The sequence below is a fragment of the Deltaproteobacteria bacterium genome (genome assembly GCA_003696105.1).
Classification (GTDB): domain Bacteria; phylum Myxococcota_A; class Polyangia; order Haliangiales; family J016; genus J016.
In genome coordinates this window covers 48287-61409 of the sequence record RFGE01000204.1, presented here as the reverse complement: position 1 = coordinate 61409, position 13123 = coordinate 48287, and the positions used below count along the sequence as shown (strand labels likewise).

Sequence of the window (13123 nt, the reverse complement as noted above, 5' to 3'; positions counted from 1 at the left end):
GCGCGCGGCGCCCGCGGCCGCGCCGGCGCCGGCGCGCCCCGATCCGGGTGCGCCGCCGGTGCCGGCCGGCGGCGACCGCGAGGCGGCGGCCGACGCGCCGGTCACGTCCGCCGCGCTCAGCCCGGAGGAGCGCGCTCTCGCCGAGGTCTACGGCGACGAGCTGGCGGCCGGCGAGGTCGGCTCCGCCTACCGCGAGTATCGCGACGAACTCACCGCGGACGAGGACCGGCCGTTGCGGCCCGAGATCGTCCCGAAGCGGGGCCGGCGCCGCGGAGACCGCGACCGCCGCGAGCGGGCGCGCGGAACCAAGCGCCGCGGCGCCGACGCCGGCGGGCGCGCCGCCGCGAAGTCCGCGGGCGGCGCCGCGTCCGGGGAGCCGGCGCGCGCGCCGGTGGAGCCGCCGGAGGATCTCCTCGATGCCGCGGTCGCGGTGCTGCGCGCGCGCGACGACCGGTCGCTGTCGTTGCGCCAGCTCGTCGATTCGATGGCGGGCCGCGGCTGGACGGCGTCCGCCCCGCCGAAGCCGGCGCGCGCGATCGCCGCGGCGCTGCGCCACGACGCGGCGGTTCGCCGCGCCCGCGGACTGCGGCCGCGCGTCGTCTTCCTCGGCGCGGACCGCGTCGCGCTCGCCGATCGCGCGTTGCCGGCGGCGCTCGCCGACGCGGAGCGCGCGCTGGAAGACGCGCTCGCGGCGGCCGCCGCCGCGACGCGCGCCGCGCTCGCCGACCGGCTCGCGCGGCTGCCGCTGCCGGCGCTCGAGCGCGTCGCCGCCGTGTACTTGCGGGCGGCCGGCTGGCGGCGGCTTCGCTGGATCAAGCGCATCGATCGATCGAGCTACGTCACCGCGGAGGCCGCCGACGGCGACGCATGGCTGATCGGCGTCCGCATCGGTCCCAAGCCGGTCGACCGGCGCGGCGTCGGCGAGCTGCGCGCCGGCGTGGAGGCCAAGGGGCTCGACGCCGGGCTGCTGCTGGCACCGGTGGCGCTGTCGGCGGAGGCCGACGACGAACTCGACGCGGACGGACCGCGGATCGAGACCCTGTGCGGCGACGCGTTCGCGGCGCAGCTGGTCGCCTGCGGCGTCGGCGTCACCGTACACGCGGCGCCGATCGTCTACCTCGACCCCGGGTTCTTCGCCGAGGTGGCGGACGAGTCGTGAGTTCGCCGACGGTCCGCTGGAGGTGGCTCGGCCGCGTCGACTACGCGACCGCCCGGCGGCTGCAGGAGGGCTACCGCGATCGCGTGCTGGCCGGCGACCCGGAGGCCGAGGTGGTCCTGCTGCTCGAACACGATCCGGTCATCACCCTCGGCCGGTCGGCCGATCCGGCGCACGTCGTCGCCGGCGAGGCGGAGCTCGCCCGGCGCGGGATTCCGGTCGTCCGCACCCGCCGCGGCGGCGACGTGACCTATCACGGGCCGGGCCAGCTGATGGTCTACCCGGTCGTCCGCCTGCGCCGCGGCGTCGTCGCATTCCTCGAGAGCGTCGCCCGGGCGCTCGCGGAGGTGGCCGCCCACTACGGCGTCCACGGGGCGGCGTGGCGGCGCGACCCGGCCGGGCTGTGGATCGGCGACGCGAAGCTCGCCGCGTGCGGCATTCATCTGCGCCGCGGCGTCACGTCGCACGGCTGGGCGTTCAACGTCGCGACGCCGCCGGACGCATGGTCGCTGATCGTCCCGTGCGGGTTGCGCGGCGCGCGCCAGGTGTCGCTCGCGGACCGCGCGCCGCCGGGCCGCGCGCCCGCCTCCGTCGCCGAGGTGGCCGAGGTGGCCGGCCCGATCGTCGCGCGCGCGGTCGTCTCGTAACAGGCCGGTCGTCAGACGCATCGCGTACGCTCGTCGCGCATGTCTCGCCGGGTGACCGTGCTCTACAACTGCGACTGGGACGACCAGCTGTGCCGCGACGAAGGCGTCGACGTGAGCGCGGTGCGGGCGTCGGCGCTCGCCGTGCGCGACGCGTTGCGCGCTGCCGGCTACGAGTCGGAGCTGGTCGGCGCCGAGGGACCGGACATCATGGATCTGCTCGCGGCGATGCGGGCGGACCCGCCGGACCTGGTGTTCAACCTGTGCGAATCGCTGTGCGAGGACGTGCGCAACGAGGTCGTCGCGCCCGCGCTGCTCGACATGCTCCGCCTGCGGTACACCGGCGCGGGCCCGCTCGCGCTGCTGTCGTGCCTGCACAAGGACCGCGCCAAGGACGTGCTCGCGGCGCGCGGCGTTCCGACGCCGCCGCACCGCGTGCTCGCGCGGCCGGCGGACCTGGATGCGTTCGACCTCGCGTTCCCGGTGTTCGTCAAGCTCGCGCACGAGGACGCGTCGATCGGCATCGACGAGACCAACGTGTGCCGCGACGCCGCCGCGCTGGCCCGGCGTGTGGCCGCGCTGTGGGACCGGTACCGCCAGCCGGTGATCGCGGAGGCGTACATCGACGGCCGCGAGGTCAACGCCACCGTGCTCGGAAGCGGCGACGGCGCGCGCGTGCTGCCGCTGCACGAGATCGACTTCGGGCAGATGCCGCCAGGTCGGCCGCACATCGTCACGTATGCGGCCAAGTGGGACGAGACCCACGTCGATTATATGGGCACCAAGCCGGTGCCGATGACCGGCGTCGCCCCGGAACTCGCGCGCGCGATCGAGGCGACCGCGCTGGCCGCGTATCGCGCCCTCGACTTGCGCGACTACGGCCGCGTCGACATGCGCGTGGACGCAGCCGGGCGCCCGTGGGTGATCGACGTCAACCCGAACTGCGACATCTCGCCGGACGCCGGCTACGCGCGCGCCGCCCGCGCCGCCGGCATGGACTACCCCCAGCTCGTCGACGCGATCTGCCGGGCGGCGTGGAGTCGCTATGACCGTTGAACTCCGCGGCCTGCGTCCGACCGATCGGCCGCTGCTCGAGGCGGCGCTGCGCAGCGACGACACCTTCACCGCCGAGGAGATCGCGGTCGCGCTCGAACTCATCGACGACGCGCTGGCCCGCGCCGACTCGGACTACTGGTTTCGCGTCGCCGTGGCGCCCGATGCGCCGGGGCGCATCGCCGGCTACATCTGCTACGGGCCGACGCCGATGACGCGCTCGAGCTTCGACCTGTACTGGCTGGTCGTCCACCGGGACGCGCGGGGCCGCGGCGTGGCGCGCGCCCTGATCGACGAGATGGAGCGCGACCTGCGCGCGCGCGGGGCCACCGGCGTGCGCATCGAGACGTCCCAGCTCGAAAGCTACGGCGCGGCGCGGCGCGTCTACGAGCGCCACGGGTACCGGGAAGTGGCCCGCATCCCGGACTTCTACAAGCCGGGTGACGCTCTGGTAACCTTTTACAAGCGTCTATGACTCGACCCGCGCTCGCCGCGCTCGCCGCGCTCGCCGCGCTCGCCGCCGCCGGGTGCCGGCGGTCGTCGCCGGCGCCGTCGAGGGAGTCCGAGTCGCCGGCGACCGTGTCGACCGCGCCGGACGCGGGTGCGCGGTCGCTCCCCGAGCGGATCCGCGTGCAGCGCGTCGCCGTGCGCGTGGTCGATCCGACCTCGGGACGCCGCCACGCGATCGACGCCGACCGGGTGCGCGACCGCATCGCCGCGGCGCTGGCCGCGTCGGGCTGGTTCCTCGGCGCGGGGGAGCCGGGCGCCGGATTCGACGTGCGGCCGGCGGACGTGACGGCGACGATCGGCTACGCCGAGCTGCCGGAGGGGACCAACGGCGCGCCGGCGCTGCTGGCGATGATCGAACTGCGCGTCGATTTCCGCGACGGCCGCGATTCCCTCGCGCCGTCGATGAACGCGCTGGCCGAGCGCAGCTACGTGCCCGGCGACGGCGACGTCGCCGCCGCGCTCACCGAGCACGTCGACCGCGCGATCGACGACGCCGTGGCGGGACTGATCGAAAAGGAGCGCGTTCGCGTCGGGCCGCCGGCCGCCGCCGTCGCGGCGCTCGCCGCGCCCGACTCGGACCTGCGCACGTGGGCACTGCTGGTGGTCGGCCACCGCCGCATCGCGGCGGCGTTCGACGCGGCCGTAGCCAGGCTGTCGGCGACCGACGAGGCGGAGCGGGACGCCGCGATCGGCGCGCTGTTGGCGATCGGCGATCCGCGCGCGGTGCGGCCGCTCACGCGGCTGGCCGAGTTCCAGGACTACGCGCTGATGCGCCGCGTGATCGACGCGGTCGCCGCGCTCGGCGGCGACGAGGCGCACGCCTATCTCGAGTTCGTCGCCACCGGCCACCCGGACGACGACATCCGCGCGCAAGCCGAGCGGGCGCTGGCGCGGCTGCGCCGGCGGACGGCTCAGACCGCGGCATCTCGCGCACCCGGCGAGCCGAGCCCGTAGCGTTTGAGCTTCTTCTGCAGGCCGTAGCGGCTCAGGCCGAGCAGCTTGGCGGCCGCGGTTTGGTTGCCGTGACAACGGGCCATCGCCTCCTCGATCAGCGCGCGCTCGAGCGCCTCGACCCGCGGTCGCAGGCGGAGGTCGTCGGGCGACGGCGGTCGCGCCGCCGGGTCGGCGTGCGCGATCGCCGGCGACAGATCCGCGACGCCGATGACGTCGCCCGCGAGCGCCGCGGCGCGCGCCAGCTCGTTCTCGAGCTCGCGGACGTTGCCGGGCCACGCGTAGGCGCACAGCCGCTTCAGCGCCGCGCGGTCGAGGCGCGGCGGCCGCGCCGGATCGGGAGCGACGCGGGCGAGCAGGGCGCGGCACAGGTCGGGGATGTCCTCGACCCGTTCGCGCAGCGGCGGGATGCGCACCGAGATGACATTGAGCCGGTAAAACAGGTCCTCGCGGAACCGGCCCTCGTCGACCAGCGCGCGCAGGTCGCGGTTGGACGCGGCCACGATTCGCACGTCCACGGTGCGCGTGCGCGCATCGCCGACCCGGCGCAGTTCGCCCTCCTGCAACACGCGCAACAGCTTGGCTTGCATCGCCGGGCTGGTGTCGGCCACTTCGTCGAGAAACAGCGTGCCGCCGTCGGCGATCTCGAACAGGCCCGGGCGGTCGCGGTCGGCGCCGGTGAACGCGCCGCGCACGTGGCCGAAGAGCTCGGACTCGAGCAGTTCCGCCGGCACGGCGCCGCAGTTGACTGCGACGAACGGCCGGCCGGCGCGCGGGCCGTTGTCGTGCAGCGCGCGGGCGACCAGCTCCTTGCCGGTGCCGCTTTCGCCGAACAGCACCACCGGCAAGCTCGTCTCGGTTGCGCGGTCCACGATCTCGAGCATCCGCACCATCGCCGGGGAGCGACCGACGATTGCGGTGTAGTCGTGGCGCAAGCGGGCGTCGCCGAGCCTGGCGCGCGCGCTCGCGAGCTCGGCGCGCGCGCGCACGATGTCGGCCTCGAGGCGCGCGTTGAGTTCGGCGATCTGTTCGGCGCGCCGGCGGTTTTCGTCGGCGAGGCGCGCGTTTTCGATCGCGACCGCCGCGATGTCGGCCAGCTCGAACACGAGATCGATCGCCTGCTCCGTGAACGCGCCGCGGCGGAAGCGGTGATCGAGGTACACGGTGCCGATGATGCGCCCCTTGCAGCGCAGCGGTACGGCGAGCACCGACCGCAACCGCAGCGCCGCGACCGACGCCGCTTCGCCGAACCGATCGTCGAACGCGGCGTCGACGGTGAGAACGGGTTCGCCGGTGCGGGCGGCGCGCTCGGCGATCGACCGGCTCACTTGCACGGTCTCGGTCGCCACCGGGCTGTGGTCGAAGTTGCGCGCGACGACCACCTCGAGCGCGCCGTCGCGCTCGAGCAGCAAGAAGCCCCGTTCGGCGTCGGTGACCTCGATCAACGAGTCGATCACGTCGTCCAGCAGCGGTTCGAGGCGCTGCTCGGAGTTGAGCCGTCGGCTGAGCGCGAGCAGCCGCCGCAGCCGGGCTGCGTCCGCGTCGGCCGCGCCGCCCGCGGCGGGGGCGGCGACCGCGCGCAGCGCCGCTTCGGTCGCGCCGATCAGGGCTGCGTCCGGGTCGGAGCGGACGCCGTCGCGGTGGACCGCGGGCGTGGCCGCCACGATCGCGTCGAACGCGCGGCGCGCGTCGGCCAGCGCGGCGCCGGCGGCGCCGCGGTCGCCGGCGGCCAGGTGCAGGCGCGCCGCGAGCGCGTCGGCCCGCCACGCGAGGTCGGCGCGGCCCCGCGCGCGCAGCCGGGCGCGCGCCGCGTCGACGGCGGCGGCGACGTCGGGACCGGCGACTCCGGCCGCGAGCGCCGCGCGGGCGCGCGCCACCGCGATCTCGTCGCGGTCCTCGTCGGAAGCGGCCGCCGCCGCGGCGGCGTCGAGTCGCGCGCCGGCGCGCGGGTCGCCGGCCTCCGCCAGCGCGACGCCGAGCGCGGCCAGGGCGAGCACCCGCGCGCGCGCCGGACCGTGCGCGTCCGCCGCCGCGGCGGCCGCTTCGTAGTGCGCCCGCGCGCCGGCGGCGTCGCCTGCGCGCCGCGCCACGTCGCCGGCGAGCAGCTGCGCGAATGCCTGCACCTCGGGGGCGCCGTGGGCGCGCGCGTCGGCCAGCGCACGGTCGGCCGCGCGCCGCGCCTCGTCGACCTTGCCGAGCGCGAGCAGCGACACCCCGCGGTTGTAGGTGGCCGCGGCCACCTCGGCGTGCGCGTCGAGCCGGCGCAGCTGAACGAGCGCCGCGTCGATCGCGGCGACCGCGTCCGCGTGCCGCCCCTGGGCCGACGCGGCCGCCGCACGGTTGAGCGCGTAGACGGCGGCGGCGTGCGGATCGCCGGCCGCCTGCGCGTGCGCGTGCGCCGCCGCGTAGCGCTCCGCGGCGACGGCGACCTCGCCGGCGGTGTGCGCGACCATGCCGAGCAGCGCGAGCGCGCGGCCGAGCAGCGCCGGGTCGTCCGCGGCGCGCGCGGCCGACTCCAGGCGGGCGAACGCGGCGTTCGCGCCGGCCAGGTCGCCGCGGTACAGGCGCGCGAGGCCCGCCGCCTCGAGCCGCGCGGCGCGCGCGGCGGACACCGGACCGCCGGCCGGCGGCTCGTCCTCCGGCCGGCCGGCGACCGCCTCGGCGTCGGCGTAGCGGCCCCGCGCGACGAGCACGCGCGCGTAGGCGGCGGCGACGTCCTCGCCTCCGTCGCGCGCGCGCAGCCGTTCGAGCGCGCGCTCGGCTGCCGCGAGGTCGCCGCGCTTTTGCAGCGCGCGCGCCAGGGCCAGCGCGCCGCGCCGGCGGCACGCCGGATCGCGCGACCGGGCCGCGCGTTGCGCCGCGGCGACCGCGTCGTCGTAGCGCGCGACGGCCAGCGCGCGCTCGGCCAGCGCGGCGGCCACCTGCGACGCCACCCGGCCGGAGGCGCGCTCGGCCGCCCGCCGGGTCCAGTCGAACGCGGCCGGCGCTCGCCCGGTCGCCTCGGCTGCCGCCGCCGCCGCCAGGCAGGCGTCCACCGCGGCGGCGGCGGGGCCGACCGCGCACAGGTGGCGCGCTCGGCGCTCGGCGTCCAGCCCCGGCAGGCGGAGGGCGGTGCGGTGGAGCGCGGCGGCGCGCGGGGCCGGCATCGCGGCGGCGACCGCGTCCGCGTGCGCGGTCGACGGCAGCGCGAGCGTGCCGGCGCCGCCGTCGGCGCCGACGGACACGAACCCGCGCGCGGCCAGCGCGAGCGCGCGATCCGCGGTCGCGCCGGCCGGCTGGCCGGCGACCGCCGAGACCTCGGTGAGCGCCGCGCGGCCGCCGAGCACGGCGAGCGCTTCGATCAGCGCGGCGTCGTCGGCGGCCAGCAGCCGCACCCGCCGGACGTACAGCGCGGTCGCGCTGTCGTTGGTTTCGGTCGCATCGAACGCTCCGACCAGCGCGACCGGATCGGCGCGCTCGACGGCGGCGACGCCTGCGTCGGCGGCGGCGGCCCGCACGACTTCGACGACCGCGCGCGGCAGGCCGCCGGTCGCGCGCGCCACGGCGGCGGCCCAGTCGCCGGCCACGGGACGGCCGACCATGGATGCGGCGACCGCGGCGACCTCCGCCGGCGACAGCGGCCCGACCGCCACGTCGGTTACACCCGGCGGCGCGCGCACGGCGTCGATCTCGGCGTCGACGCGCACCACGGCGACGATGTCCGCCGCGGCGGCCGCCCCGGCGCCGAGGGCCGCCGCGAGCGCGGCGGCGCGCGGGTCGTCCCGGTCGTCGTCGACGACGACCGCCACGGCGCCCGCGCGCGCCCGTTCGGCCAGCGCGCGGGCCGCGCGCTCCGCCCACGCCGCGACGCTCGCGCCGGCCGCGGGAGGCGCGACGCCGAGCGATCGGAGCGCGTCGTCCAGCGCGCCGCGGCCGACCGTGCGAGCCGGCGCTCGGCCCGCCGCGACCGCGAGCTGAAACCGGCGCAGCGCGGCGTCGATCGCGGCGCCGCGGCCGGCGCCGGGCGGCCCGATCACGCGGACCGCGCGCGGTGCGCCGGTGGCGAGCGCGGCGGCGATCGCGGCGACGGCGGCGTCGCGGCCGCACAGCGCGGGCGCCAGCAGTCCGGCGGCGGCGTCGCGCGCGCGCGCCGGCAGGCCGAGGCTCTCGCGCACGCGCGACAGTTCGCCGAGCAGCGCCGCGGCCGACGGCGGCCGCGCGGCCGGGTCGGGCGCGAGCAGCCGCGCGACCACGTCCGACAGGGGAATCGGCGCTCCCGCGGCGTCCGCCAGGGGCGGCGCGGCGCCGTCGCAGATGGCGCGCACGATCGCCGCGGGATCGTCGCCGGCGAACGGTCGCCGGCCCGCCGTCCACTCGTAGATCGCCGCGCCGAGCGAAAACAGATCCGAACGCGGGTCGGCGGCGCCCGCCAGCGCCTCGGGCGCCATGTACGCGAGGCTGCCGGCCGCCGCGGCGTGGCGGCCGGGCGCGGCCGCCAGCCCGAGGTCGATGAGCACGGCCTCGCCGGTCGCGCGCACCAGCACGTTGGCCGGTTTCACGTCGCGGTGAACCAGGCCGGCGCGGTGGACGTGGGACAGCGCCGCGGCGACGTCGACCGCCACGTCGAGCACGGCCTCGACGCGGTCGGGACGCGCCGCGATCCACGCGGTCGATACGGCGCCGTCGACGTATTCGGCCGTAAAGAACAGCGCGCCGTCGTCGGCCGCATCGAGTTCGCAGGCGCGGACGAGGTTCGGGTGGTCGAGCGCCGCGAGGCGGCGAAACTCGGCGGCGAGCCGCGCGCGCGCGGCGGCGTCGCCCGCCTCACCGAGACGCTTGGCCGCGCGCAGGGCGCCGCCGCGGGCGCGATCCTCCACGAGCCACACGCGCGCCTGGGTGCCGCTCCCGAGCGGGCGGACGGCCCGATAGCGATCGTTGAAGCGGGGGTGCGGCATCTTTGTTGGCAGTATATCGGCAACAAAAATGGCAGAGGGAAAAATCGTTGAATCTGCCGGGACTGGGCGCCGCGTGGTAGGTTGCGGCCCGATGGCGGACACCCGGCGACCAAGCCCGCGGGGCGGCCGGCGCATCGGCGACGACACCCGCGCGCGGATCGACGAGCTGGCGGACGGCTGGCGCGTGGAACCCGCGCCGGGCGGCGCGGAGCCAAAGGATGCGCCGGGCGACTCCGGAGGCCCGGCAGGGCGGGCAGCGGCGCCGCCGCCGGCCGCCGCCGGCACCGCGCCGGGGCGGGCGAACCGCGCGAGCGGGGCACCGCCGCCTCCACCGCCGCCGGCTCCCTCTGGGCGGGCGAACCGCGCGAGCGGCCCGCCCCCGCCGCCGCGGGCACCCTCCGGGCGGGCGAACGGCGCGAGCGGGGCACCGCCGCCGGCCCCGGGCGGTGCGCCAGCCGGCCGGCGGGAGCCGGAGGCAGGGCGCATCGACACGCGCGCGCCGACCGCGGTCGGCGGCGACGCGCTCGCGTCCGGCCGAGCCGACTCGCGCGCGGCGACCGCCGTCGCGCCGCCGCGGTCGGACACCGAGGCGGATGCCACCGTCGCGCACATCGACCTGCCGGGATCGGTCGCGCCGCCGCGGTCGCGCAGCGGCCAGCGCGCGCGCGACGTCGCGCAACTGCCGCGCGAGCGGGGGGCGTTCGGCGATGTCCGCTACGTGTTTTCCGCCCTGTTCGGGGTCGCGCGCGCGCGGCGCGAGCTCGCGCGCATCGACGCGCAGCTCGCCGCCGAGCGCGCCGCCCGCAACGAGCGGTTGATCGCGGTCGCGCGGCACGCGATCGCCGATGCGGACGCCGAGTTCGACGCGGTCGCCCGCGCGCGCGACGCGCTCGCGGCAATCGAGGAGCGGCGGTCGCGCCACGCCGGTGCGGTCGCCGCTGCGGACGAGCGCATCGCCGCCATCGAGCGAGAGCGCGACGCGGAGCGGTCGGCGTTCGCCGAGCGCGACGCGCAGTTCGACACCGAACTGCGCGCGATCGACGCCAAGCTCGCGCCCCTCGAACGCCGGGCCGGCGACGTGCGCAAGCAGGTGGCCGCGGTGCGCGCCGCCGTCGACGACCTCGCGGCCCGGATCGCCCGGGAGGAGCGCCGGCTCCACGCGGTCGACCGGCGGGAAGACCCGAGCGCGATCGAAGCGCGGCTGGCGTCCCTTCGCGCCGAGCGCGACGCGGTCGCCGCCGAGGAGCCGGCGCTCGCGGCGGAACTGGACGACCTCGAGCCGCGCATCGCCAAGCTGGCCGGCGAGCGCGAAGCCGTCGACCGCCGGCGCGCGGAGGCCCGCGACGCCGAAGACCGGGCGGCGGCGCGCGCGGCCGACGCGATCGCGGCGGAGCGCGCCCGCCAGAAGGTGGAACGCGCCGCGATGGACGACTGCGACCGCGAACGGGACGACGCGTTGCTGGCGCTCGGCGAGACGATCGACGTGGACCGGCCGCCGGGCTACGCGCCGCGGCTGGCCGGCGCCGACGAGCACGCCGTCACCATCGCGACGCTCGAGCGGCGCCAGATCGAGCTGCAGGAGATCGTGTCGGGCATCGACCGGGCCGCGCTCGCGCGCGGCGTGCTGTGGATGGCGCTGGCCGCCGCCGCGGCCGCCGTGCCGATCTGGCTCGCGCTGCGGTGACGCCGCGTGGCGGCGCGGCGCGCCGAGCCCACCGCGCGCCGGCGCCGGCAGCCGCTATAGTCTCCCCGTGACCGGCGCATCCGACCTGTCCGCCCTCGAACGGCGCCTCGGCTATCGCTTCCGCGACCGCGCGCTGCTCGTGCGGGCGGTGACGCACCGCTCGTTCGCCAACGAGCATCCGGACGCCGGCGGCGACAACGAGCGGCTCGAGTTCCTCGGCGACGCCGTGCTCGATCTCGTCGTCGGCGAACAGCTCATGGCGCGCCACCCGGATCTGCACGAGGGCGACCTGTCGATGCTGCGCGCGTCGATCGTGAGCGAGGCCGGGCTGTCCGCGATCGCGCGCGATCTCGGACTCGGCGACCACCTGCGCCTCGGTCGCGGCGAGGAGCGCAGCGGCGGGCGCGACAAGCCGTCGCTTTTGGCCGACGCGCTCGAGGCGGTCGTCGCCGCCATCTACCGCGACGGCGGCTTCGACCGCGCGGCCGAGGTCGTCGCGCGGCTGTTTGCCGGCGCGATCGCCGGCGCCGTGGCGACCGAGCCGCCGGACTACAAGACGCGGTTGCAGGAGTGGAGCCAGGCGCGGTTCAAGGTGCCGCCCGAGTACGAGGTCGTCGCCGAACGCGGGCCGGATCACGACAAGACGTTTCGCGTGGACGTGCGGCTGCGCGGGCGGGTGCTGGCGACGGGGGAGGGGCGGTCGAAGAAGGAGGCCGAGCAGGCCGCGGCGCGCGCCGCGCTCGCCAACGTCGACGCGGGCGACTGACGCGTCGGTCCGACCTGGCGGCGCGACCCGCGCGCGACCGTGGCGCCGCTACTTCGACGCCACGTACGTGTCGCGCTCGACGAGGAACCGTCGCGCCTGGTAGTCGGCGAGCAGCACGACGTCGCGGCGGGTGCTCGCCTTGACCGGCCACAGGTTGTCTCCCTCGCGCTTGGCGGCGAGGGAGATCTTGATCGTATTGCCCTGCTCGTCGGTGAAGCGCGCGACGGCGACCGGCCTGGCGAAGGCGCGCGGCGGCACGTCGGTGGCGATCTTCGCGCCGACGAGTGACGCCATCGCGCCGGCGAGGGAGTCGAGCTTGCCCTTGTCGATCTGCACGCCCTTGGGCTGCGCGACCGTCCACCCATCGCCGCTGCGCCGGGCGACGATGCGGAAGTCACCGTGGCGCACGTCCATCGCGGCCACGTCCGCGGCCGGCAGTTTGGCGATGGTCCGATCGCGCCACTGCACCGGTCCCTTGGCGAACGAGTCGGCGCTCGACGACAGCAGCGTCCACACCCGGTCCGAGTCCGGCCGCCCGATGTAGACGTGGGTGTCGTCGGCTTTGCCGCCGACGAGGAGGGTGTGCGCGGTGCCGTCGTCGAGGGTGACCGTGAGCGTGAGCGCCGGGTGGTCGAGTCCCGCGGCCGCCTTGGACACGCCGTCGGCGAAGTCGGTGGCGATCAGGTGGTACAGGCGCGACACGATCGTCTTGGGGACGGCCGGGTCGAACGTGCCGACAATCGGCGCGCCCTCCTCGAGCGTCCACGTCTCGCTGTCGCTGGACGGCGGCGGCCCCGCGTCGCCGCCCGCCGCGGCCGACGGCGCGCTGCGCCGCGCGACCGCCTTGCCGGTCGCGTCCACCGCCGTCACCGTCGCGACCTTGTCGCGGTCGAACTTGAGCACGGTGCGGTCGCGCCACTGCGCCACGCCGCGCTCGAGCATCGCCCGGCTCACGCCGCGCAGTGCGTACACCTCGGGGGCGTCGCCGATCCGGACGAACCGGCCGGTCTTGCCGATGTGCAGCGTCGCGATCGGCGTGCCCGACGACGACAGGGTCACCGTGAGCACGTCGCCGTCGCCGACCTGGAGCTTGTCCCACGACTCCTTCGACGTCGCGGACGGCCGGTCGGCGATGCGCGCGCCGGCGAGCTGCTCGATCGCGCGGTCGACCGCCGCCGCGTCGGCGCGATCCTCGACCGGCGCGGTGACCTTCCAGCCGTCGCCGTCTTTGGCCAGGGACACCGTCTTGCCCTCCTCGGGCGAGCGGATGTCGATCGCGTCGATGTCGGCCGCGGAAAACTCGGGCAGCGGCCCGCGCGGCGGTGCGGTCTCGATGTGTTCGTCCGGCCGCGACAGCTGCCACCACGCGGCGGCGCCGGCGACGACCACGAAAGCGAGCGCTGCGAGGGTTCGGGTCTGGAGCAT

8 protein-coding genes are annotated in these 13123 nt (G+C 77.3%); 6 read left to right on the top strand and 2 right to left on the bottom strand.

The window, feature by feature from the left end:
• The 5 genes from D6689_13770 to D6689_13750 all read left to right on the top strand — a co-directional run.
• Positions 1-1159, top strand: a 1159-nt coding sequence (locus D6689_13770; GenBank protein RMH40509.1) for a hypothetical protein, incomplete at its 5' end; no start/stop codon positions are given.
• The gene (gene lipB, locus D6689_13765; protein RMH40508.1) at positions 1042-1803 is read left to right on the top strand and encodes a lipoyl(octanoyl) transferase; all 762 of its coding nucleotides are present in this window, start codon (positions 1042-1044) and stop codon (positions 1801-1803) included. The genes D6689_13770 and lipB, both read left to right, overlap by 118 nt.
• 39 nt (positions 1804-1842) lie before the next feature.
• Complete coding sequence (locus D6689_13760) at positions 1843-2856, top strand: D-alanine--D-alanine ligase (GenBank protein ID RMH40507.1); 1014 nt, start codon at positions 1843-1845, stop codon at positions 2854-2856.
• On the top strand, positions 2846-3328 hold the full coding sequence (locus tag D6689_13755; protein RMH40506.1) for a GNAT family N-acetyltransferase: 483 nt from the start codon (positions 2846-2848) through the stop codon (positions 3326-3328). The genes D6689_13760 and D6689_13755 overlap by 11 nt, the downstream gene beginning before the upstream one ends.
• Positions 3325-4317 carry a HEAT repeat domain-containing protein gene (locus D6689_13750; protein RMH40505.1) on the top strand — a complete coding sequence of 331 codons (993 nt, stop codon included), beginning with the start codon at positions 3325-3327 and terminating at the stop codon, positions 4315-4317. Before D6689_13755 ends, D6689_13750 begins: the two co-directional genes overlap by 4 nt.
• Here D6689_13750 and D6689_13745 read toward each other — a convergent pair.
• A complete protein-coding gene (locus D6689_13745; protein RMH40504.1) occupies positions 4275-9860 on the bottom strand; it encodes a GAF domain-containing protein in 5586 nt (1861 codons plus the stop codon). The genes D6689_13750 and D6689_13745 overlap by 43 nt on opposite strands.
• A 233-nt stretch (positions 9861-10093) precedes the next feature.
• Here D6689_13745 and rnc point away from each other — a divergent pair, with 233 nt between their 5' ends.
• Positions 10094-11698 (top strand): ribonuclease III, encoded by a 1605-nt coding sequence (gene rnc / locus D6689_13740; protein RMH40514.1) that lies wholly within the window; start codon positions 10094-10096, stop codon positions 11696-11698.
• 48 nt (positions 11699-11746) lie between these two features.
• Here rnc and D6689_13735 read toward each other — a convergent pair whose 3' ends face one another.
• Complete coding sequence (locus tag D6689_13735; protein ID RMH40503.1) at positions 11747-13123, bottom strand: DUF4340 domain-containing protein; 1377 nt, start codon at positions 13121-13123, stop codon at positions 11747-11749.

What these genes read in the sequence shown, in the direction of transcription:
- rnc (RMH40514.1), top strand. Translation starts at nt 10,094, where the DNA reads ATGCGGACGCCGAGTTCGACGCGGTCGCCCGCGCGCGCGACGCGCTCG.
- D6689_13755 (RMH40506.1), top strand. Translation starts at nt 2,846, where the DNA reads ATGACCGTTGAACTCCGCGGCCTGCGTCCGACCGATCGGCCGCTGCTC.
- D6689_13735 (RMH40503.1), bottom strand. Translation starts at nt 13,123, where the DNA reads ATGCTCCAGACCCGAACCCTCGCAGCGCTCGCTTTCGTGGTCGTCGCC.
- D6689_13745 (RMH40504.1), bottom strand. Translation starts at nt 9,860, where the DNA reads ATGTGCGCGACGGTGGCATCCGCCTCGGTGTCCGACCGCGGCGGCGCG.
- D6689_13750 (RMH40505.1), top strand. Translation starts at nt 3,325, where the DNA reads ATGACTCGACCCGCGCTCGCCGCGCTCGCCGCGCTCGCCGCGCTCGCC.
- D6689_13760 (RMH40507.1), top strand. Translation starts at nt 1,843, where the DNA reads ATGTCTCGCCGGGTGACCGTGCTCTACAACTGCGACTGGGACGACCAG.